Raw genomic sequence first — 20526 nt, 5'->3', positions numbered from 1 at the left:
GAACTTCACCATGCTCACTCGATGATGCGATTCTCGGCACTACGGGCGTGAGCGGTCAGCGACTCACCCCGCGCCAGCACCGATGCGGTACGCCCGAGGATGGAGGCACCTTCGGCCGAGCACTGGATCAACGAGGAGCGCTTCTGGAAGTCATAGACTCCCAGCGGCGAGGAGAAGCGCGCGGTACCGGACGTCGGCAGCACGTGATTCGGGCCGGCACAGTAATCGCCCAGTGCCTCGGAGGTGTGGGAGCCCATGAAGATGGCGCCCGCATGGCGGACACCTTCGACCCACGCTTCCGGATCCGCCACCGACAGCTCCAGGTGCTCCGGCGCGATACGGTTGGTCAGTTCCAGCGCCTGCTCCGGCCCGCTGACGCGAATCAGGGCGCCACGCTCGCGCAGCGAGGTCTTGATGATCTCGGCACGCTCCATGGTCGGCGCGAGACGTTCGATTGATGCCTCGACCGCAGCGAGGTGCTCATCATCCCAACTGATCAGGATCGCCTGGGCATCCTCGTCATGCTCGGCCTGCGAGAACAGGTCCATCGCCAGCCAGTCCGGATCGGTCACGCCATCGCTGACCACCAGAATCTCGGACGGTCCGGCGATCATGTCGATGCCGACCTGACCGAACACCGCCCGCTTGGCAGTGGCCACATAGATGTTGCCGGGACCGACGATCTTGTCGACGCGCGGCACCGTCTCGGTGCCATAGGCCAGTGCCGCGACGGCCTGGGCGCCGCCGATGGTGAAGACCCGATCGATACCCGCCAGGTGAGCCGCGGCCAGCACCAGTTCATTGACCACGCCATCGGGGGTCGGCACGACCATGATGATCTCGCGCACACCGGCGACATGCGCGGGGATCGCGTTCATCAGCACGGAAGAGGGATAGGCGGCCTTGCCTCCCGGGACATAGATGCCAGCGCGATCCAGCGGCGTGACCTTCTGCCCCAGCAAGCTGCCATGCTCGTCCTTGAAGGACCAGCTTTCCGGCTTCTGATGCTCGTGATAGACGCGCACACGCTCCGCCGCGACCGCCAGTGCCTCGCGCTGATCCGCCGGCAGATCGGCGTAGGCCTTTGCCAGACGTTCGGCGTCGATCACCAGCTCCGACATGCTGGAGACACTCAGACGGTCGAAGCGATTGGAAAACTCCACCAGCGCGGCATCGCCTTCCTGCTTGACGCGCGAAAGGATGTCGGTGACACGATGCTGTACCTCGGCATCGGACACCCCCTCCCAGGCCAGCAATGCATCCAGGCGGGCAGTGAAATCGGTATCGCGGCTATCGAGCCGGTTGATCAGGGTATCCATGCGAACCTCTTGTCATGTCATTGGCAGTGAGGGCTGAGCCGGACGGGCGCTGCTGCCAGATCGTCTCTGCGATCTTGAGTGATGTCGTTGCTGACGAGTCCCGCCGCGTGACACGAGGCCGGGACCTGGTCATTCATGCGTCGCGACGTGCTTCCACCGCCTGACGCAGGCGGTCGATCAACGGCTTGAGGCGATCATGCTTCATGGTCATGGCGGCCTTGTTGACCACCAGACGCGTGCTGATGTCGGTGATCAGCTCACGCGGCTCCATGCCATTGGCACGCAGGGTATTGCCGGTATCGACGATATCGACGATCTCATCGGCCAGATTCATCAACGGGGCCAGCTCCATCGCGCCATACAGCTTGATGACTTCGGCCTGGATGCCCTGCTCCGCGTAGTAGCGACGCGCGACATCGACGAACTTGGTGGCGACGCGACGACGCGCGCCCTGCTGCTGCTGACCGACAACCCCGGCCGTCATCAGACGACAGGCCGCGATCTCCAGATCCAGAGGCTCATAGAGACCTTCGGCGCCATGCTCGAGCAGCACGTCCTTGCCGGCGATGCCCAGATCAGCCGCTCCCAGCTGCACATAGGTCGGCACATCGGTGGCGCGAATGATGACCAGCTTGACGTCAGGCAGATTGGTATCGAAGAGCAGCTTGCGGCTCTTGTCCAGATCTTCCAGCGGTTCGATGCCGGCATCCGCCAGCAGCGGCAGGGTTTCCTTGAGGATACGCCCCTTGGAAAGGGCGACGACCAGTTGCTTGCTCATGGGGTATTCGCCCGTGCTTGTGCGTAAGAATTCAGCAGACGCTGCCGACCTGCGATGGCCGGCAGCGCATGGAGGCAGGACTCGGCTCAACCGGCGGAGCGGCGGATGATCACGCCCAGCCCGGAGAGCTTCTCCTCGATGCATTCATAACCACGATCGATGTGGTAGATGCGATCCACCATGGTTTCGCCATCGGCGACGATGGCCGCGATCACCAGCGAGGCCGAGGCACGCAGGTCCGTGGCCATCACCGGGGCGCCCGACAGGCGCTCGGTACCGGTCACCACCGCCGTGTTGCCTTCCAGGGCGATGTGCGCGCCCATGCGGTTGAGCTCCTGCACGTGCATGAAGCGGTTCTCGAAGATGGTCTCGATCACGGTACCGGTGCCTTCGGCCACGGCATTCAGCGCCACGAACTGGGCCTGCATGTCCGTAGGGAATGCCGGATACGGCGCCGTGCGGATATTGACCGCCTTCGGACGCTTGCCCTGCATGTCCAGCTCGATCCAGTCATCCCCCGTGGTGATGGTGGCACCGGCTTCTTCCAGCTTGGCAAGCACCGCATCGAGGGTATCGGCGCGCGTACGGGTGACGCGCACCTTGCCACGCGAGGCCGCTGCCGCGACCAGGAAGGTACCGGTCTCGATGCGATCAGGCATCACGGAGTATTCGCAACCGTGCAGTCTCTCGACCCCTTCGATGACGATGGTATCGGTGCCGTGGCCGGTGATCCTGGCGCCCATGGCGATCAGGCATTCGGCCAGATCGACGACTTCCGGCTCGCGTGCCGCGTTCTCCAGCACGGTGCGCCCATCGGCCAACGTCGCGGCCATCAGCAGATTCTCGGTACCCGTGACGGTCACCACGTCAAAGACGATGCGAGCGCCCTTGAGGCGGCCACCCGGCGCCTTGGCACGGATGTAGCCGTTCTCGACCGAGATCTCCGCGCCCATGGCTTCCAGGCCGCGGATGTGCAGATCCACCGGGCGCGAGCCGATGGCGCAACCGCCCGGCAACGAGACTTCGGCACTGCCGAAGTGAGCCAGTAGCGGGCCCAGCACCAGGATCGAGGCGCGCATCTTCTTGACCAGCTCGTAGGGCGCATGACAGTGCTCGACCTTGGAGCCGTCCAGCTGCACGGTCATGTTGTCGCCCATCACCGGCTCGACTCCCATGCGCCCGAGCAATTCCAGGCTGGTGGTGATGTCTTGCAGGTGCGGCAGATTGCTGATGGTCACGGGACCTTCGGACAGCAGTGTCGCTGCCAGGATGGGCAGGGCCGAATTCTTGGCACCACTGGCCCAGACTTCCCCGTTGACCGGCCCGTTGCCGGTGATAATCAGCTTGTCCATGAAATGTTCCGATCAGCTCTGGGCGTTGCCGACGGCAGCATCGTACTGCGCCGGGGTATAGGTACGAATGCTGATGGCGTGAAGCGCGCCAGAGCGAATCTCGTCATTGAGTGCGGCGTAGACCAACTGCTGGGCCTTGACGCGACTGAGGTCAGCGAAGACCTCGCCCACGGCGACGACCTGGAAGTTGCATCCTTCACCCTGGATATGAAAATCGACGTTCTCGATTCGAGCCTCGAGCAGGGCCTTGACATCATTCGGTTGCATGACGGGCGATGACTCCTTCGCGGTACATGTCCGGGCCAGGCACATTACGCTGCGCTTCGACCTGGGAGATATGACCGCACATGGTAATCAAAAGCGCGCGGGAACGCGATTGGCGGCAGCCTCCTGCCTCCCACGTTCCCGCGCGCAGTGGTGGTGATCGAGCGGCTGGGCAGCCTGGCCGGAGCACGATCAGACAGCATCGACCTCAGGGCGAGGCGCCGAATCCGACGCCTGATCCGTGACCTCCAGTCCCGGCAACAGGACATCGAGGCCAGAGACGGAGGCCAGACGCTTGAGCGCAGGCGATAGACGCAGATGCGTGACATGACCCGAATGGCGCGCCAGATGACGCTGCCACTCCAGCAGGACACTCAACGTGGCGGTGCTTGCGCCACCGACGCCACAGAGATCGATCTCGATACCCTCTGCATGCTGCCCGAGCCACTTGCAGCCCACTTCAGCGAGCTCGGAGGCGTGATCGAAATCCGGCTGACCACTCAGCGTCAGGCAGCCATCGCCGGCGCTCAGGGTCACGTCATCATCATCGAAGAGTGTTTTCATGGTCATATCGCCAGTGGTCAGGCTCAGCTGTCGCTGTCGCCCGCGCTCTCCCCGCTGTCCTTTTCCAGGTCGACATCCGGCTGCCAGCCCTTGATGACGGCATCGATATCACGGCCATTGTCACGCATGGCCTGGTCGAACTGATTGCGGAAGGTCAGGCCCAGATTGACGCCATTGACGATCACGTTGACCACTTTCCACTCGTCATTGCGCAGACGCATGGAATAGGCCACCGGGTACACCTTGCCCTTGGTGTCGATCACGTCCATGTAGACGGTGTCCTGATCTTCATAACGACGCTCGCCTTCACTGTCCTTCACTTCGAGCTTGGCGTAGTCAAAGCTCACCAGGCCCTTCGCGTAGGTACCGATCAGGGTGTCATGGAAGACCTTGGAGAATTCGGTACGCTGCTCAGGAGAGGCACCCTTGAAGTACTTGCCCATCACGCTTGCCGCGATGTAGCGGTAATCCACGACCGGCTCGAGGGAGTTGTCGACCAGCGCTTCCAGCTCGTCGACGTGATCCTTGTAATAGCTTTCGCGGCTGTCGATCTTGGTGGTCAGGCCTTCGACGGTATCACGCAGCAGCACGTCCGGTTCCTGGGAAGCGGCAGAGGCCAGCGGGCTCATCGCCATCATGGCAGACAGGCTCAATACGCTCAGTGGACGAATCAGCTGCTTGAGGATATGGGTCATCGGATTTGCTCCTTGAAAATGTGCATCGCGCCAACGGCGAGTCAGGCCTGCGTCAGCTCTTCGAGAAATTGGAGACGAACTGCTGAATCAACTCTTCCAGTACCAGTGCCGACTGGGTATCCCGGATGGTGTCGCCATCCTCCAGCGTTTCCGGATCCCCCCCGGTGGTCAGGCCGACATATTGCTCGCCCAGCAGACCGGAGGTCAGGATGGCAGCCGTGGTGTCCTTGCTCAACTTGCCCTTGAGGCTGCTGTCCAGCTTCATCGTGACACGGGCGTCAAACCACTTGGGATCCAGCTCGATCTTCTCGACACTGCCGATCGCCACGCCCGCCATGGTCACCTTGGACCGCGGCTTGAGGCTTCCTATCCCTGAAAAGTTGGCATTGAGCACGAAGGTGTCATCCGCCTGCTGGAAGGTGACGCCACTGACGCGCAGCCCGAGAAACACCATGCCCAGAAAACCGGCAAGTACGAACAGGCCCACGCCGAACTCGACCATACGGGTACGTTTCATCCAATATCTCCAAACATGACGGCTGTGAGGACGAAATCGAGTCCCAGCACCGCCAGCGATGAATAAACCACAGTACGTGTGGTCGCGCGTGAAATGCCTTCCGAGGTCGGGATCAGGTCATAGCCCTGGAAGACAGCGATCCAGCTCACCACCAGCCCGAAGACCAGTGACTTGACGACGCCGTTCATGACATCCCCGACGAAGTCGACATTCGATTGCATGCTGCTCCAGTAGGCCCCTTCGTAGATGCCGAGCCAATCGACACCCACGAGCTTGCCACCCAGAATCCCCACGACGCTGAAGCCGATGGTCAACAGCGGCAGGGACACGAAACCGGCCCACAGCCGCGGAGCGACGATCCGCTTGAGGGGATCCACGCCGATCATTTCCATGCTGGTGAGCTGCTCGGTCGCCTTCATCAGGCCGATCTCGGCCGTCAGGGCAGAGCCGGCGCGCCCGGCGAACAGCAGCGCCGCCACGACCGGGGCCAGCTCGCGCAGCAGCGACAGCGACACCATCTGGCCAAGCGCCTCCTCAGCACCGAACCCGACCAGAATGGTATAGCCCTGCAGGGCCAGCACCATGCCGATGAACAACCCCGACACCAGCACGATCGCCAGTGACAGTACGCCGACGAAGTGCATCTGACGCACCCAGAGGGAGAACCCCTCACGGGATGGCAGGCCGACGCCCGCCTGCGCCAGCAGCATGCCGGCGCGGCCGATGGCAGAGATCACCTCGATGGTGCTGCGCCCCAGCGAGGTGATGGCCCCCAGCGGGCCACGATTCAGACCGCTCATGCTGATTGCCCTCTCTGTGAAGTGCCACTGGCCGCTTCTCTGCCATCGAGAATGTCGCCGGCGAAATCCGGCGCGGGATAGTGGAACGGCACCGGTCCATCCGGCTTGCCGTGGATGAACTGGGCCACGCGCGGGTCCGCCTCGGCGTTCAGGGCTTGTGGCGTGCCCTGCGCCATGACCTTGCCATCGGCGATCACATAGACGTAATCGGCGATGGTCAGCGTCTCCTTGATATCGTGAGAGACCACCACCGCCGTCATGCCCAGCGCATCGTTGAGGCGACGGATCAGATTGACCAGCACGCCCATCGAGATGGGGTCCTGACCGGCGAAGGGCTCGTCGTACATGATCAGGTCCGGATCCAGTGCGATGGCGCGTGCCAGCGCGACACGCCGCGTCATGCCACCGGAGAGCTCGGCGGGCATCAGTTCACGCGCCCCACGCAGCCCGACGGACTCGAGCTTGATCAGCACGATGTCGCGGATCATCGCCTCGGGGAGATTGGTATGGACCCGCAACGGGAAGGCCACGTTCTCGAACACGCTGAGATCCGAGAACAGCGCACCACTCTGGAACAGCATGCCCATGCGACGACGCATGCGGAACAGTTCGCGCCGCGACAGGGCATGCACATGGTGACCGGCGATATCCACACGCCCGGCGGACGGGGTCAACTGCCCCCCGATCAGCTTGAGCAGCGTCGTCTTGCCGGTACCGGAGGGCCCCATGATGGCGGTGATCTTGCCACGCGGAATCTTCAGGTCTATCCCGGAGAAGATCTCGCGCTCTCCACGGGTGAAGCGCAGGCCTTCGACACGAATCAATGCGTCGTCGAGGTCGATGTCAGCGGAGCCACGGCGAGAGGATGGCGATGCATCAGCGCCGGCCGTAGCGGTCGCTGTAGCAGCCTGACCGGGTAATTCAGTCATAGAAGCATCCGCTGTGAGGGAGTCACGACACTGGCCATGGGCAATCCGTCGCCTGGCACTGTGCCGCGAGTCCGAATCTTGGAGTTCATGGATCACGTCATTCGGGAATCAAGTTAGTTAGCGAACATCGTATCCGAACCCGCCCCCTCACTACCAGTCCGTTGCAGGGTCCATCGCATCCCGCAGATGCGATCCCTTGCCTTGCAATGCCTTGGGGGGATGCGTTTAATGGCGCGGTCACTGGCGACAAGCCGCTGCCCTGCCTCCTGCCCCGAGAGTTCCGATGCTATATCCCATCCTCGCTGTCATCCTTGGCCTGATAGGTCTTGTCTGGAGCGCCGATCGCTTCGTCGAAGGCGCCGCCGCTACCGCATGGCGAGCTGGCATGAGCAAGCTGCTCATCGGGATGACCATCGTCTCCATCGGCACTTCGGCGCCGGAGATCGTGGTCTCGATCATGGCCTCGCTTGACGGCACCCCCGACATCGCCACCGGCAATGCTCTGGGGTCCAACATCGCCAACATCGGTCTGGTGCTGGGCGTCACGGCGCTCATCGCTCCCATCCCGGTGCATTTCGGCCTGGTGCGCCGTGAACTGCCGCTGCTGCTGGCCGCGACGGCACTGGGGGGCTATGCCCTCTCCAACAGCGGGCTCGAGCGTCTGGATGGCCTCCTGCTGCTGGCACTGCTGGTGTTCACGCTTGTCTGGCTGTTCAAGGTCGACTCGCCGAGTGACGCCGAGAGTCAGGATGACGTCCCCGAGATGAGCGCCGGACGCGCCATCTTCTGGCTGCTCTTCGGTCTGGCGGTGTTGATCGCCAGCTCACGCGCGCTGGTCTGGGGCGCCACCGATATCGCCCAGGCACTCGGCGTCCCCGAACTGATCATCGGCCTGACCGTCATCGCCATCGGCACCAGCCTGCCAGAGCTCGCGGCCAGCGTGGCCAGCGCACTCAAGCGCCATCACGACATCGCCATCGGCAACGTCATCGGCTCCAACCTCTTCAACATCCTGGCTGTCCTGCCGGTACCGGGCCTGCTGGCACCGGGGCCGGTGGATGGCAGCGCCATCAGTCGCGACTACCCGGTGATGCTCGGCCTGACCCTGATGCTGGCTGCCCTGCTCATCTGGCAGCGTCGCGGCCGCATCGGCCGTGGTCCGGGGCTGGTGCTGCTGGCCTGCTACCTCGGCTACACGGCCTGGCTTGCCATCAGCCTGACTCGCTGACGCCTGTGGGCGGACAGGCCGGAACGATCAGGCCATCCGCCCCGTGTCAGCATCACGCCCGAGCCGTTGCAGCGCGTGAGTGACGCCTCTCTCACGTACCTTGAGTCCTGGCCACACACAGGCAACAATCTGAACATGACCAAGTCCTCCAGAATCCAGCCCGCCACCTCCGACATGTCTTCCACTGCCGATGATTCGCCCTCCAGCGGCCGCGATCACGCCGCCATGCAGGCGGATTTCCGCGCCAGCGCCCGACGCACCTTCGCGATCGAGGGCGCCGCCATCGCGGCACTGGAGCACCAGCTGGATGCAGAGTTCGATCGTGCCTGCCAGCTGATGATGGCGACCAAGGGCCGGGTGATCGTCACCGGCATGGGGAAATCCGGCCATATCGCCAGCAAGATCGCGGCGACTCTGGCCAGCACCGGCACGCCGGCGTTCTTCGTGCATCCCGGCGAAGCCAGCCATGGGGATCTCGGCATGATCACCTCGTCGGACACGGTGCTGGCACTGTCCAATTCCGGTGAAACCGCCGAAGTCACCGCCCTGCTGCCACTGCTCAAGCGCATGGGGACGCCGCTGGTCTCGATGACCGGCAAGCCCGGCTCGACGCTCGCGCGTGATGCAGACGCACACCTGGACACCAGCGTCGCCCAGGAGGCCTGTCCGCTGAACCTGGCACCGACGGCCTCCACGACCGCCGCACTGGTGATGGGGGATGCGCTGGCCGTGGCACTGCTGGAAGCCCGCGGCTTCACCGCCGAGGAGTTCGCACTCTCTCATCCCGGTGGCAGTCTGGGGCGGCGACTGCTGCTGCGCGTGCAGGACGTCATGCATCAAGGCGATGCCCTGCCACGCGTGGCGCTGGGCAGCCCGCTGCGCGATGCGCTGCTCGAGATCACCCGCCAGGGCATGGGTTTCACCTGCGTGATCGACGAGGACGAGCATCTGGTCGGCGTCTATACCGATGGGGATCTGCGCCGCACCCTGGATCAGCACGGCGATCTGCGTGCGCTCAAGGTCGATGACGTCATGACGCGCGGTGGCAAGACCATCCGCTCAAGCATGCTGGCCGCCGAGGCGGTGCGCATCATGGAAGAAAACCGCATCAGCGTTCTGGTAGTCTGTGACGAGGATGAGCACCCGATCGGCGCCATCCACATGCACGGCCTGCTGGCCAGCGGCGTGATCTGAACTCCCCCGCGGGATTGCTGTCTCTGCACGACAGTCCCGTGAGTCTGGCGAGGGCAGCACGCAGCCGTTGGCGGTCGTCGCCTACAGGAATGCGTCACGCATGCACGGAATGCGAGGAGAAAGACCATGAATGACATCACTTCCCTGGCGGAGGACTACCCCCAGGACATCATCGACCGCTCACGTCGCGTGCGCCTGCTGGCGCTGGATGTGGACGGCGTGCTGACGGACAACCGGCTGCAGTACGATGCCAATGGCGTGGAAACCAAGAGCTTCCATGTCCAGGATGGCCACGGCCTCAAGCTGATCCTGCGCAGCGGTATCCGGGTCGCCTTGATCACGGGTCGCAGCTCGCCGATGGTGGAACGTCGCGCCAAGGAGCTGGGTATCCAGGACGTCATTCAGGGCCGCGAGGACAAGCTGGTCGCGCTGACCAACCTGTGTCGCGAGCACGATATCGCGCTGGATGAGGTGGCCTACTGCGGAGATGACCTGCCGGATCGCGAAGCCATCCGTCGCGTCGGCCTGGGGGTCAGCGTTCCCAACGCCATGCCCTATGTGATGAGCGAAGCCAACTGGGTGACCACGCGTCAGGGCGGTGATGGTGCCGTGCGCGAGATCTGTGATCTGCTGCTCAAGGCACAGGGCCACTGGGCCTCGGTGCTGGATACCTACCTGCAGGAGTCGCGCGCCTGATGCCACGTCTGCCCCGTCCCTCTCCGCGCCTGTGGCTGATGCTGCTGCTCCTGCTGGTCGGCGGCGTCATGGCCCTGATCGAGCAGCGCAACAGTCTGGAGTCGACAGTGAATGTCGACGCCAGCAGTGATGAGCCGGATTACTATCTCGACGGGGCTGACATGACACGCTTCGATGCGCGGGGAGTGTCGATCCAGTCGATGACCTCCCCGCACATCGAACACACGCCAGGCGATGACGTGACGCGTGCGCAGGCACCGAAGATCCGGACCAACGACAGCGAAGACCGTCGCTGGTACGCCACGGGTGACAGTGGCGTGTTGAGCGCCGGCGGCGACACCTTCACCCTCGAGGGCAATGCCAGACTGCGCCAGCCTTCGGATGCCTGGACACTGGACACCGACGTGCTGCATTACAGTCGTGAGCAGAACCGTGCCTGGAGTGACGTGCCGGTGGTGATCACCCAGAATGGTCAACGCGTCGAGAGTGACCGCTTCAGCGCTGACCTCTCTCAGGATTCCGCCCAGCTGGAAGGCCGCGTCCGCAGTACCCTGCAACCCGGCAAGGGCAAGAGCGATGCCGCCCGGGAAGCCGAGACTCTCGACACCGGCAATGACACCACCCGTGACGATGATGGCCGCGTCTCCAGCACCTTCGATGCCGCGCCGGCCAAGGATCAGTGAGCGCACCCCTGCATGCGCCGAATCCTCTCTCCCCGATTTCCGCTTCACGATGGCCTGAGTGATCGTGAAGCCTTACCAGTTCTGCCAAGGAGCACTCCATGACTTCAACGACTCTCACGCCCTTGACGGTCTGGCGCCAGACACTCAGACCCGGTGTCATGGCCCTTGGCCTGGCACTTGGCATGACGACGCTTTCCCCGACCGCACTGGCGCTGGACAGCGATGCCAACCAGCCGATCAACATTGCCGCCGACTCACTGTCACTGGATGACAAGGCCGGCACGGCCACCTATACCGGTCGCGTGGAAATGCGCCAGGGCAGCATGAAGCTGGATGCCGCGCGCGTTGACATCAGTCGCGCCGACAGCGGCGAGATTTCCCTGGTCAAGGCCACCGGCCAGCGCGCCTACATGGAGCAGAAACCCGATACCGACGAGCGACTGGTCAAGGGCTGGGCGAATACCATTCGCTACCACGCGCTGGAGCGCCGGGTGGAACTGGTCGGCGATGCCCGTCTGGAGAAAGGCGACGACACCTTCGAAGGCGGCTACGTGGAATACTTCCTGGACAAGCGCCAGGTCAATGCCAGCAATGGCACCGATGCCTCATCCTCCGAGGGGTCACGCGTCCACATGACCCTGACGCCACGTGGCGCCAATGCCAGCAAGGACCAATGAGCATGACTGCTGCCAGCCCACGTACCCTCAGCGCTCGTCATCTGGCCAAGGCCTACAAGGGTCGCAAGGTCGTCAAGGACATCTCGCTGGAAATCCGCCAGGGTGACATCGTAGGCCTGCTGGGCCCCAACGGGGCCGGCAAGACGACCTCGTTCTACATGATCGTCGGCCTCGTGCGCTCGGATGCCGGTAGCGTGACCATCGATGACCACGACTTGTCCGGCGCCGCCATGCATCAGCGGGCTCGCGCCGGCATCGGCTATCTGCCCCAGGAAGCCTCGATCTTCCGCAAGCTCTCGGTGTCCGACAACATCATGGCGATCCTCGAGACGCGCAAGGACCTGGATCGCAACGGACGCAAGGCACGCCTGGAGGAGCTGCTCAACGAGTTCAGCATCACGCATATTCGTGACAGTGCCGGCATGAGCCTTTCCGGCGGGGAGCGCCGCCGCGTGGAGATCGCTCGCGCACTGGCCACCGAGCCGGACTTCGTGCTGCTCGATGAGCCGTTTGCCGGCGTGGACCCCATCTCGGTGGGCGAGATCAAGAGCATCGTGCGCCAGCTGCGTGACCGCGGCATCGGGGTGCTGATCACCGATCACAACGTGCGCGAGACACTCGACATCTGCGATACCGCCTACATCGTGGGCGATGGCCAGATCATCGCGCATGGCGACGCCGACACCATCCTCGCCAACCAGCAGGTGCGTGATGTCTACCTGGGCCATGAGTTCAAGCTCTAGCCCGAGAGTGCCGTCAGCCTGGTAAGAGCCGTCAGCCTGACGAGAGCTGTCCGACCTCCCCTGCTCTCACCAGCAACCGCCACTTCCTGCTTCACTGTCGGGGTCTCATTCCCCGCCCCCCTCACGCAAGCGCCTCGACATGCGCTTGCGTGATCTCCCCGTGAACCCTCCTGCTCTGCCACACCTCACTCGAATGCATGACGTCCATACCACCTTGGTGGCAACATGGCATGCAAGTTGCTTGAATATTCTCGACTGCCCCTTGTCAGTGCCCCGACCCACGGTATAGCGTAGATGCACGTTCCTTTGCCGTGAATGACAGACCCCATGAAACCCACCTTGCAGCTTCGACTCGGCACTTCCCTGACCATGACCCCGCAACTTCAGCAAGCGATCCAGCTGCTGCAGTTGTCGACGCTGGACCTGCGTCAGGAGATACAGCAGGCGCTTGAGTCAAACCCCATGCTGGAGCTTGACGAGGAATACGAGTCGCTGGATGTCGCGGAGACACAGGACAAGAGCGAGATCTCCACCTCCGAGACCAACAGCGAGATTCCTGAAGAATACCCTCTCGACAGTGACTGGTCGGACCTCTACCAGGATCACGCAGGCAGCCTGACCAGTTCCGGCAGCGGAAGCTCGAGCGAGGACGGACCGGACTTCGATCGCAACACCAGTGTCGAAAGCCTGCAGGACCATCTGCGCTGGCAGCTGGCGATGACGGACCTCGATGCGCGTGAACGGCAGATGGCGGAGAGTCTGATCGATGCGGTGGATGGGGCCGGCTACCTGAGCATGAGCCTGGACGAACTGGTCGATGGCCTGCGAGGTCAGGGACTGCCCGGCCTCAAGGCGTCGGAACTCGAGCAGGTCCTGCTGCGCCTTCAGCAGTTCGATCCCACCGGTGTGTTCGCTCGAGACCTGCGCGAATGCCTGCTGCTGCAGCTGGCCCTGCTGCCGGACGATCTGCCGCTGCTGGCCCAGGCCCGCCGTCTGGTGCGGCAGTTCCTCGAGGCACTGGGCAATGACGATCGCAAGCTGCTCAAGCGTCGCCTGAGCCTGGATGATGATGAGCTGGATCACGTCATTCGTCTGGTACGGGCGCTCGACCCGCGCCCGGCGTCCGCCTGGGGCGAGCCTGCCAGTGATTACGTCATCCCGGACCTGCTGGTCCGTCATACGCGTCACGGCTGGCAGGTCGAGCTCAACCCGGAAGCGCTGCCCAAGCTGCGTATCCAGCCGGAATATGCCGCCCTCATCAAGCGGGCCGACAAGTCCGCGGACAACACCTTCCTCAAGGACAATCTTCAGGAAGCCCGCTGGCTGATGAAGAGCCTGTCCTCACGCAATGACACCCTGCTCAAGGTGGGCCGCGAGATCATGGCGCGCCAGATCGACTTCCTCGAGCAGGGGGAAGAAGGCATGAAGCCGCTGATCCTCGCCAACATCGCGGAAGTGGTCGAGATGCACGAATCCACCATCTCGCGGGTGACCACCCAGAAATATATCCACACCCCGAGAGGCGTGTTCGAACTCAAGTTCTTCTTCTCGAGTCAGGTGGGTGGCAGCGGCAACGGTGACGCGCACTCCAGTACCGCGATCCGTGCGCGCATTCGCAAGCTGATCTCGGAAGAACCGGCGCGCAAGCCATTGTCCGACTCACGCCTGGTGGATCTGCTGGCCAGTGATGGCATCGAGGTAGCGCGCCGGACGGTCGCCAAGTATCGCGAGGCCATGGGCATCCCCTCCTCCAGCGAGCGCAAGCGCTTGGCGTGAGTCTCGACAACGGATACCCGCAAGCCAGTGGGCTCCACACGTCGGAGCGCTGATGCTCGCCCCCTTGCACCTGCCATCCTGGCATCATCTGCCAATCGGTCGTCTGAATACCGGTTGGCAATGCCTGTCCTTGCGACTGCGTGAGTGACTTCACGCCCCCAATTGCCTATTTTTCCAGCCACTTTTCTCCAGAGTGCTTTCTTTTTCCCTCACATCCCACGGACAGATAGCCAGAGGTCGCCACCGACTCCTGCCACACGAACGTCGACGTAAATGCTGACATTGGCCACAAACGGCCGGTTTCTCGAGCCCCATTCCGTCCGTGATGCGAGGCGATGCTCATGAAGAACCTGCTGATATCCCTCGCTGGGTTGAAGACAAGCCTTGCCCCACGATGCAGCGCAGCGTTGATCTTTGTTCAAAGCTTGGGCATTGTCGGGGTAGACGCTCGGTACACCGGCACCGCCGCTCTCGCCAGCAGATGATCGCCACGAGACCATGGCCGGAGTCAGAAAGTGGCCGCGCGTTCAATCAGGGTTTGCTCGCAGTCAAAAAGGGTTACAATTCAAAGGCAACCCGCTGGATAAAGGAGCGTGTCCATGCAAGTGAATATCACCGGGCATCATGTGGAACTCACCGATCCTCTCCGCGATTATGTCAACGAGAAGCTCGCTCGCCTCGAACGGCATTACGACAACATCACCAATGTTCAGGTGACACTGTCGATCGAGAAGGAACGCCAACAGGCTGCCTGCACCCTGCACGCCGCTGGCGCCGACCTCCATGCCCTGGCAGAAGACCCCAACATGTACGCTGCCATCGACGCGCTCGCCGACAAGCTGGACCGCCAGCTGGTCAAACACAAGGAAAAGTCCCAGGCTCGCTCTCAGGGCACCGGGACCCGTTGACCTTCTGCCATGACACTTGATCAGATCCTTCCCCCCGAGCGCACGCTCTACGGCGTCCCCGGGGGGAGCAAGAAGCGGGTGCTGGAATTCTTCAGCACCTTCATTGCTCAGAACATTCCCAGCCTGGACAGCCAGGAAGTCTTCTCGCGCCTGATCGGGCGCGAGAGACTGGGTTCGACGGGCATCGGCCACGGCGTGGCCGTGCCACATGCACGCAGTCCACACTGCAAGACCCCCATCGCGGCGTTCATGAAGCTCGGTGATCCCATCGACTTTGATGCCATCGATGGCGAACCCATCGATCTGCTGTTCGTGCTGCTGGTCCCCGAGGAGGCAGATGACACCCATCTCACTCTGCTCGGCCAGGTGGCGGAACTGCTCAACTCGCCCACCAACCGGGCAGCATTGCGCCAGGCAGACAGTCAGCGAGCATTGTTCGATGCCCTGACCTCGGCCATCGCCGAATTGCCGGCGCGCTGAACCTGCAAGCCCGGACTCGCTCCGGGCTTGTCGCTGACTGGCCTCAGGCACCCTCCGCTTTCACCTCATGCTGACCTCGCCCTGGGAGAGCACTCCATGAAGATCGTGATCATCAGTGGTCGCTCCGGTTCCGGCAAATCGATTGCCCTCCAGGCGCTGGAAGACATTGGCTACTATGCCATCGACAATTTGCCCGGCATGCTGCTGGCACCATTGGTCGAGCAGCTGGAAAAGGACAGCCCCACCCGCCGGCGCATCGCGGTCTCCATTGACGCGCGCAACCTCCCCGATGCCCTGAGTCGCTTCCCCGAACTGCTCGACAGCGTTCGTCAGAGCGGCATGGATGTGCAGGTCGTCTACCTGACCACGGACTCCCGTGTCCTGCTCGAACGCTATTCCGCGACCCGCCGCCGTCATCCTCTGACCCGTGACAATGACCGCACGCTGGCCGAGGCCATCGAGATCGAGCAGCAGACACTGGCCCCGATTCGTCAGAAGGCGGATCTGGTCATCGACTCGACCAACCTCAGCGTGCATGACCTGCGCTCGCGCATCACCGAACAGGTCGCGCAGCACAGCTCTCGTCATCTGACACTCACCTTCGAGTCCTTCGGCTTCAAGCATGGCGTGCCGACCGATGCCGACATGGTGTTCGATGCCCGCTGCCTGCCCAACCCCTACTGGGACATCAATCTGCGCAGCGATACCGGTCGTGATGACAGCGTGGCGGAATTCCTGCAGCGCTACCCGGACGTCAAGGCAATGCAGGATGACATCGCCGGCTGGCTGGAACGCTGGCTGCCCGCCTATCAGGCCAGCAATCGCAGCTACCTGACCGTTTCGGTGGGCTGTACCGGTGGCCAGCATCGCAGCGTCTATCTCTGCGAGCAGCTGGCCGAACATTTCGCCAAGCAGCTTCCGGAAGTGCGTCTACGCCACCGGGAACTGGGGATACATACGGCCCTGGCGATCAGCGATACCCGTCAGGAGTCACACGATGCCCAGTCGTGAACTGGTTCTGACCAACAAGCGCGGGCTGCATGCTCGCGCTGCCACCAAGCTGGTCAACTGCTGTGCGCCCTTCGAGGCCACGGTCATGGTCAGTCACGGTGAGCGACGCGCCAACGCGGCCAACGTCATGGCGCTGCTGATGCTGGCAGCCCCGTGTGGCACGGCGCTGATCATCGATGTCGAGGGCGAACAGGCAGATGAGGCCCTGTCTGCGATCGAGTCCCTGTTCGAGGCGCGCTTCGAAGAGGAAGAATGACGCCGCCGCACGCCGTCTGACATCCCCCGCCCGCCGGCTTTCTGCCACTTTTTCCGCGCTGATTGCCCTATCGATAAGAAACAGTGTTTTCTTTTGTCGACGCGCCCCCCTGCGCCAATGGTAGAATCAACGCTGTCCTTCATGTCGACAGGGGAAGCCGACAGATGAGCAAGACGTCACGCAAACTCAAGCCAAGACTTGATCGCCTGTCACAGGCACTGGAAAGTGGCGAGCTGGATCAGGCAAGGCGCATGCTGAATCGCGGCCTGGCACCGGTGGACGTGGCCCACTTGCTAGAATCCTCCCCCCCAAGGAGCGCAACCTGCTCTGGGAGCTGGTCGACGCCGAACTTCAGGGCGATGTGCTCCAATACCTTGGCGAGGATATCCAGAGCGACTTCCTCAAGGACATGGATGCCGAGGACGTCCTGGCCGCCACCGAGAATCTGGAACCGGATGATGTCGCCGACATCCTCCAGCGGCTTCCGAATGCCGTGATTCTCGAAGTCCTCGACTCCATGGAGGCGCAGGAACGCCAGCGGGTCGAGACGGTGCTGTCCTATCCCGAGGACACTGCCGGCGGCTTGATGAACACGGACACCATCACCATCCGTCCGGACATCACCCTGGATGTCGTGTTGCGTTACATCCGCCGTCACGAGCGACTTCCCGATTCCACCGACACCCTGCTGGTCGTCTCGCGCCGCGATGAATTCATCGGCGCCCTGCCCATCAACCGCCTGCTGGTCTCTGACCCCGGTGTCACGGTGCGCGAGGTGATGGATACCGACAGCGTGGTGATTCCGGCATTGATGCCGGAGAGCGAGGTCGCCTCGCTGTTCGAGAAGCATGACCTGATCTCGGCGCCTGTCGTCGGCGGTGATGGCAATCTGCTCGGGCGCATCACCATCGATGACGTGGTCGACGTCATCCGCGGCGATGCCGAGCACCAGGTCATGTCGATGGCGGGGATGGACGAGGATGAAGATACCTTCTCCCCGGTGATGCGCACCTCCTGGCGTCGCGCCATCTGGCTTGGCATCAACCTGCTGACCGCCTTCATGGCGTCCGCCGTGATCGGGATGTTCGAGGGCACCATCCAGAAGATCACCGCGCTGGCGGTACTGATGCCCATCGTCGCCAGCATGGGCGGCATTGCCGGCTCACAGGCACTGACGGTACTGATTCGCGGCATCGCACTGGGACACGTCAAGAGTGGCAACGTGCGCTGGCTTCTCAAGCGCGAAATCATCGTCGCGGGGCTCAATGGCCTGCTGTGGGCGGTGGTGGTCGCCGGGATCGCCATCGTCTGGTTCGGTGATGTCCAGCTGGGGGCCATCATCGGTGCCGCCATCATGATCAATCTGTTGATCGCGGCCGTGACCGGGACATTGCTGCCGATACTGCTCAAGAAGCTCAATATCGACCCGGCCCTCTCCGGCAGCGTGATCCTGACCACCGTGACCGACGTGATCGGCTTCATGGCCTTCCTGGGCCTGGCGACCTGGCTCTATCTGTAATACGCCCGATGGATTCCAGTGACTGCTCCAGAAAACAACACGGCCGCTCCCAAGGGAGCGGCCGTGTTGTTTTCTGGACTCTCGCGCAGAGACAGAAGCGTCAGCGATCAGCCTTCCACCTCATCGTCTTCACCTTCGGACATGCCGGCAACGGTCATGCCATCGATCAGCCAGCTGCCAGAGTGGATGCTGCCCCGGGTATCGACATCATCACCGACCGCCAGCAGATTGGCGGCCATGTCACGCAGATTGCCGGCGATCGTGAACTCCTCGACCGCGTGCTGGATCTCGCCATTCTCGACCCAGAAGCCCGAAGCGCCACGTGAGTAGTCACCGGTCACGCCGTTGACGCCCTGCCCCATCAGCTCGGTCACCAGCACGCCGGTGCCCATCTGCTTGAGCATCTCGTCACGTGAGGTCAGCGGCGCGGTGATGCGCACGTTGCGCGCACCGCCCGCGTTGCCGGTGGTCTGCATGCCCAGACGACGAGCACTGTAGGCGCTCAGCATGTAACTCTGCACCTTGCCGTCGGCAAAGTAGACATTGTCACGCGTGGCGACACCGTCGTTGTCGAAGGCGGCACTCGACATGCCACCCACCTCACGCGGCTTCTCGCCGAGGGTGAACCAGTCAGGGAACAGCGGCTGACCCAGGCTGTCGCACAGGAAGCTGGACTCACGATACAGCGAGCCACCCGCGATGGCGGACAGATAGTGCCCTACCAGGCCTGCCGACATCTGCGGGTCGAACATGACCGGCATGCGCCCCGTCGCCACCTTGCGCGCGTTGAGGCGTGCCAGCGTGCGGCGCGCAGCCTCACGCCCCACATCCTCCGGGGAGCGCAGGTCGGCCGGGTTGCGCACGCTGGTGTAGTCATAGTCACGCTGCATGCCCTGTTCATCCCTGGCGATCAACATGCAGGACATCGAGTGTCGGCTGCCGCACTGACTGGCCAGGAAACCGTGGCTGTTGCCGTAGACCTGCACACCTTCCCCACTGGAGAAGCTGGCACCTTCGGATTGCGCGATGCCTTCCACTTCCAGTCCGGCACGCTCACACGCCAGCGCCAGATCCGTCGCGTCATCGACGCTGATCGCCCAGGGGTGATGCGCCTGAAGGTCCGGGAAATCGGTGGCCATCAGTTCGGCCGGCGCCAATCCGGCAAAGCTGTCCTCGCCGGTGTAATGAGCGATGGAGACCGCTTTCTCGACCGCGGCACGAATCGAGTCGCTACCGGCGTCGGAAGAGGTCGCGCTGCCCTTGCGATTGCCCAGATACACGGTCACGCCGATCCCCTGGTCACGCGACAGCTCGACGGTTTCGACTTCTCCGTCACGCACCGAGATGCTGACGCCCTGATCGACGCTGGCGCCCACCTCACAGGCATCGGCTCCCAGACTGCGGGCCAGCTCGAGCGCTTCGCTGACGCGGCGCTCCAGCAGTTGTTGCTGAGCAACGGCATCAAAGGCCTGGCTCATGTTGTTCTCCTTCTGAGGAGACGGGGCGCTGGCAGTGCTATACTGCCGCAAATTTCCCCGACTCGTTGGAATTGGCATGCGTAAAGAAAGACCTGAGGAGCTCGTCGAGCGTCCCAGCAAATCCCAGATGAAGCGTGAAATGATCGAGCTTCAGGCCCTCGGCAAGAAGATCATCGACATGCCGGCCGGTCAGCGCGCCAAGTTCCCGCTCTCCGATGACATGCTGGCCGCCATCGATGAGTGCGGACGCATTCGCAGTCATGAAGGCCTGCGCCGTCACATGCAGTACGTCGGCAAGCTGATGCGCAAGGAAGACCTCGAGGCCATCAACGCCGTCTTCCAGAGCATGGAGCAGCAGAGCATCCGTCGGGATGCCTCCTTCCAGCGCCTGGAGCGCTGGCGCGATCGCCTGATCGAGGACGACGAAGCCTTCGTGATCTTCGTCGAGGACTACCCGGAGGTGGACCGCCAGGCACTGCGTCAGCTGATCCGCAATTCACGCGCCGAGCGTGATGCCGGCAAGCAGCCCAACAGCGCCAAGAAGCTCTTCAGGCTGCTGCGTGCCGAGCTCGATCTGTAATTCTGACACCTCACGCTTCATCGACGCCGCCGCGGCCCTGCCACGGCGGCGTCGTCATATCGCTTCTCTGCTGATCAAG

At 62.9% G+C, this 20526-nt stretch carries 22 protein-coding genes and 1 pseudogene; 13 read left to right on the top strand and 10 right to left on the bottom strand.

The window, feature by feature from the left end:
• Positions 1 to 14 precede the first annotated feature (14 nt).
• From hisD to HXS65_RS00595, 9 genes are all read right to left on the bottom strand, one after another.
• A complete protein-coding gene (gene hisD / locus HXS65_RS00635; protein WP_077371622.1) occupies positions 15 to 1319 on the bottom strand; it encodes a histidinol dehydrogenase in 1305 nt (434 codons plus the stop codon).
• Between the two features lie 133 nt (positions 1320 to 1452).
• Positions 1453 to 2097 (bottom strand): ATP phosphoribosyltransferase, encoded by a 645-nt coding sequence (gene hisG / locus HXS65_RS00630; RefSeq protein WP_077371619.1) that lies wholly within the window; start codon positions 2095 to 2097, stop codon positions 1453 to 1455.
• Between the two features lie 86 nt (positions 2098 to 2183).
• Positions 2184 to 3449, bottom strand: coding sequence for a UDP-N-acetylglucosamine 1-carboxyvinyltransferase (gene murA / locus HXS65_RS00625; RefSeq protein ID WP_077371616.1), 1266 nt, complete (start codon positions 3447 to 3449; stop codon positions 2184 to 2186).
• 12 nt (positions 3450 to 3461) lie between these two features.
• Positions 3462 to 3716, bottom strand: a complete 255-nt coding sequence (locus tag HXS65_RS00620; RefSeq protein ID WP_077371613.1) for a BolA family protein — start codon at positions 3714 to 3716, stop codon at positions 3462 to 3464.
• Between the two features lie 189 nt (positions 3717 to 3905).
• Positions 3906 to 4277, bottom strand: coding sequence for a lipid asymmetry maintenance protein MlaB (locus HXS65_RS00615; protein WP_065392617.1), 372 nt, complete (start codon positions 4275 to 4277; stop codon positions 3906 to 3908).
• A gap of 23 nt (positions 4278 to 4300) precedes the next feature.
• A complete protein-coding gene (locus HXS65_RS00610; protein ID WP_084209223.1) occupies positions 4301 to 4972 on the bottom strand; it encodes a phospholipid-binding protein MlaC in 672 nt (223 codons plus the stop codon).
• Positions 4973 to 5024: 52 nt separating this feature from the next.
• Positions 5025 to 5489: an outer membrane lipid asymmetry maintenance protein MlaD gene (gene mlaD / locus HXS65_RS00605; RefSeq protein WP_077371603.1), complete on the bottom strand. Its 465-nt coding sequence runs from the start codon at positions 5487 to 5489 to the stop codon at positions 5025 to 5027.
• Complete coding sequence (mlaE, locus tag HXS65_RS00600; RefSeq protein WP_077371600.1) at positions 5486 to 6289, bottom strand: lipid asymmetry maintenance ABC transporter permease subunit MlaE; 804 nt, start codon at positions 6287 to 6289, stop codon at positions 5486 to 5488. Before mlaE ends, mlaD begins: the two co-directional genes overlap by 4 nt.
• Positions 6286 to 7218, bottom strand: coding sequence for an ABC transporter ATP-binding protein (locus HXS65_RS00595; protein ID WP_176492884.1), 933 nt, complete (start codon positions 7216 to 7218; stop codon positions 6286 to 6288). Before HXS65_RS00595 ends, mlaE begins: the two co-directional genes overlap by 4 nt.
• A 283-nt stretch (positions 7219 to 7501) precedes the next feature.
• Between HXS65_RS00595 and HXS65_RS00590 the strand changes: the two genes are divergently transcribed.
• From HXS65_RS00590 to mgtE, 12 genes and pseudogenes are all read left to right on the top strand, one after another.
• Positions 7502 to 8446 (top strand): calcium/sodium antiporter, encoded by a 945-nt coding sequence (locus HXS65_RS00590; protein WP_176492883.1) that lies wholly within the window; start codon positions 7502 to 7504, stop codon positions 8444 to 8446.
• A 225-nt stretch (positions 8447 to 8671) separates the two neighbouring features.
• Complete coding sequence (locus tag HXS65_RS00585) at positions 8672 to 9640, top strand: KpsF/GutQ family sugar-phosphate isomerase (RefSeq protein WP_218015045.1); 969 nt, start codon at positions 8672 to 8674, stop codon at positions 9638 to 9640.
• 126 nt (positions 9641 to 9766) lie between these two features.
• Entirely contained in the window at positions 9767 to 10336 is a 570-nt protein-coding gene (locus HXS65_RS00580) for an HAD family hydrolase (protein WP_176492882.1), read from the top strand.
• Positions 10336 to 11019, top strand: a complete 684-nt coding sequence (gene lptC / locus HXS65_RS00575; RefSeq protein ID WP_176492881.1) for an LPS export ABC transporter periplasmic protein LptC — start codon at positions 10336 to 10338, stop codon at positions 11017 to 11019. Before HXS65_RS00580 ends, lptC begins: the two co-directional genes overlap by 1 nt.
• 98 nt (positions 11020 to 11117) lie before the next feature.
• Entirely contained in the window at positions 11118 to 11696 is a 579-nt protein-coding gene (gene lptA, locus HXS65_RS00570) for a lipopolysaccharide transport periplasmic protein LptA (RefSeq protein ID WP_240499585.1), read from the top strand.
• A 2-nt stretch (positions 11697 to 11698) separates the two neighbouring features.
• Positions 11699 to 12439: an LPS export ABC transporter ATP-binding protein gene (gene lptB, locus HXS65_RS00565; protein WP_103751363.1), complete on the top strand. Its 741-nt coding sequence runs from the start codon at positions 11699 to 11701 to the stop codon at positions 12437 to 12439.
• Between the two features lie 327 nt (positions 12440 to 12766).
• Entirely contained in the window at positions 12767 to 14215 is a 1449-nt protein-coding gene (locus HXS65_RS00560) for an RNA polymerase factor sigma-54 (protein WP_077371583.1), read from the top strand.
• Positions 14216 to 14814: 599 nt separating this feature from the next.
• Entirely contained in the window at positions 14815 to 15123 is a 309-nt protein-coding gene (gene hpf / locus HXS65_RS00555) for a ribosome hibernation-promoting factor, HPF/YfiA family (protein WP_043332555.1), read from the top strand.
• A 9-nt stretch (positions 15124 to 15132) separates the two neighbouring features.
• Positions 15133 to 15603, top strand: a complete 471-nt coding sequence (locus tag HXS65_RS00550; protein WP_084209227.1) for a PTS sugar transporter subunit IIA — start codon at positions 15133 to 15135, stop codon at positions 15601 to 15603.
• A 96-nt stretch (positions 15604 to 15699) separates the two neighbouring features.
• Positions 15700 to 16614, top strand: a complete 915-nt coding sequence (rapZ, locus tag HXS65_RS00545) for an RNase adapter RapZ (protein WP_077371578.1) — start codon at positions 15700 to 15702, stop codon at positions 16612 to 16614.
• Positions 16601 to 16870, top strand: coding sequence for an HPr family phosphocarrier protein (locus tag HXS65_RS00540; protein ID WP_077371575.1), 270 nt, complete (start codon positions 16601 to 16603; stop codon positions 16868 to 16870). The genes rapZ and HXS65_RS00540 overlap by 14 nt, the downstream gene beginning before the upstream one ends.
• A gap of 164 nt (positions 16871 to 17034) precedes the next feature.
• Positions 17035 to 18389: pseudogene (gene mgtE, locus HXS65_RS00535) on the top strand (magnesium transporter).
• 107 nt (positions 18390 to 18496) lie between these two features.
• Here the strand turns inward: mgtE and pmbA are convergent.
• The gene (gene pmbA, locus HXS65_RS00530) at positions 18497 to 19867 is read right to left on the bottom strand and encodes a metalloprotease PmbA (RefSeq protein WP_176492880.1); all 1371 of its coding nucleotides are present in this window, start codon (positions 19865 to 19867) and stop codon (positions 18497 to 18499) included.
• A gap of 76 nt (positions 19868 to 19943) precedes the next feature.
• Here pmbA and yjgA point away from each other — a divergent pair, with 76 nt between their 5' ends.
• Positions 19944 to 20447 carry a ribosome biogenesis factor YjgA gene (yjgA, locus tag HXS65_RS00525; protein WP_077371567.1) on the top strand — a complete coding sequence of 168 codons (504 nt, stop codon included), beginning with the start codon at positions 19944 to 19946 and terminating at the stop codon, positions 20445 to 20447.
• Positions 20448 to 20526: the final 79 nt, after the last annotated feature.

Source organism: Cobetia sp. 5-25-4-2, from assembly GCF_013374075.1.
Taxonomy (GTDB): Bacteria; Pseudomonadota; Gammaproteobacteria; order Pseudomonadales; family Halomonadaceae; genus Cobetia; species Cobetia marina.
Note: the sequence above shows the minus strand (reverse complement) of the source record. Positions and strands in the feature narration are given on the sequence as shown.

What these genes read in the sequence shown, in the direction of transcription:
- lptC (WP_176492881.1), top strand. Translation starts at nt 10,336, where the DNA reads ATGCCACGTCTGCCCCGTCCCTCTCCGCGCCTGTGGCTGATGCTGCTG.
- hpf (WP_043332555.1), top strand. Translation starts at nt 14,815, where the DNA reads ATGCAAGTGAATATCACCGGGCATCATGTGGAACTCACCGATCCTCTC.
- HXS65_RS00590 (WP_176492883.1), top strand. Translation starts at nt 7,502, where the DNA reads ATGCTATATCCCATCCTCGCTGTCATCCTTGGCCTGATAGGTCTTGTC.
- HXS65_RS00615 (WP_065392617.1), bottom strand. Translation starts at nt 4,277, where the DNA reads ATGAAAACACTCTTCGATGATGATGACGTGACCCTGAGCGCCGGCGAT.
- lptA (WP_240499585.1), top strand. Translation starts at nt 11,118, where the DNA reads ATGACTTCAACGACTCTCACGCCCTTGACGGTCTGGCGCCAGACACTC.
- hisG (WP_077371619.1), bottom strand. Translation starts at nt 2,097, where the DNA reads ATGAGCAAGCAACTGGTCGTCGCCCTTTCCAAGGGGCGTATCCTCAAG.
- murA (WP_077371616.1), bottom strand. Translation starts at nt 3,449, where the DNA reads ATGGACAAGCTGATTATCACCGGCAACGGGCCGGTCAACGGGGAAGTC.
- mlaE (WP_077371600.1), bottom strand. Translation starts at nt 6,289, where the DNA reads ATGAGCGGTCTGAATCGTGGCCCGCTGGGGGCCATCACCTCGCTGGGG.
- lptB (WP_103751363.1), top strand. Translation starts at nt 11,699, where the DNA reads ATGACTGCTGCCAGCCCACGTACCCTCAGCGCTCGTCATCTGGCCAAG.
- HXS65_RS00580 (WP_176492882.1), top strand. Translation starts at nt 9,767, where the DNA reads ATGAATGACATCACTTCCCTGGCGGAGGACTACCCCCAGGACATCATC.
- mlaD (WP_077371603.1), bottom strand. Translation starts at nt 5,489, where the DNA reads ATGAAACGTACCCGTATGGTCGAGTTCGGCGTGGGCCTGTTCGTACTT.
- HXS65_RS00585 (WP_218015045.1), top strand. Translation starts at nt 8,672, where the DNA reads ATGCAGGCGGATTTCCGCGCCAGCGCCCGACGCACCTTCGCGATCGAG.
- HXS65_RS00620 (WP_077371613.1), bottom strand. Translation starts at nt 3,716, where the DNA reads ATGCAACCGAATGATGTCAAGGCCCTGCTCGAGGCTCGAATCGAGAAC.
- hisD (WP_077371622.1), bottom strand. Translation starts at nt 1,319, where the DNA reads ATGGATACCCTGATCAACCGGCTCGATAGCCGCGATACCGATTTCACT.
- HXS65_RS00550 (WP_084209227.1), top strand. Translation starts at nt 15,133, where the DNA reads ATGACACTTGATCAGATCCTTCCCCCCGAGCGCACGCTCTACGGCGTC.
- HXS65_RS00540 (WP_077371575.1), top strand. Translation starts at nt 16,601, where the DNA reads ATGCCCAGTCGTGAACTGGTTCTGACCAACAAGCGCGGGCTGCATGCT.
- HXS65_RS00610 (WP_084209223.1), bottom strand. Translation starts at nt 4,972, where the DNA reads ATGACCCATATCCTCAAGCAGCTGATTCGTCCACTGAGCGTATTGAGC.
- HXS65_RS00560 (WP_077371583.1), top strand. Translation starts at nt 12,767, where the DNA reads ATGAAACCCACCTTGCAGCTTCGACTCGGCACTTCCCTGACCATGACC.
- rapZ (WP_077371578.1), top strand. Translation starts at nt 15,700, where the DNA reads ATGAAGATCGTGATCATCAGTGGTCGCTCCGGTTCCGGCAAATCGATT.
- HXS65_RS00595 (WP_176492884.1), bottom strand. Translation starts at nt 7,218, where the DNA reads ATGACTGAATTACCCGGTCAGGCTGCTACAGCGACCGCTACGGCCGGC.
- yjgA (WP_077371567.1), top strand. Translation starts at nt 19,944, where the DNA reads ATGCGTAAAGAAAGACCTGAGGAGCTCGTCGAGCGTCCCAGCAAATCC.
- pmbA (WP_176492880.1), bottom strand. Translation starts at nt 19,867, where the DNA reads ATGAGCCAGGCCTTTGATGCCGTTGCTCAGCAACAACTGCTGGAGCGC.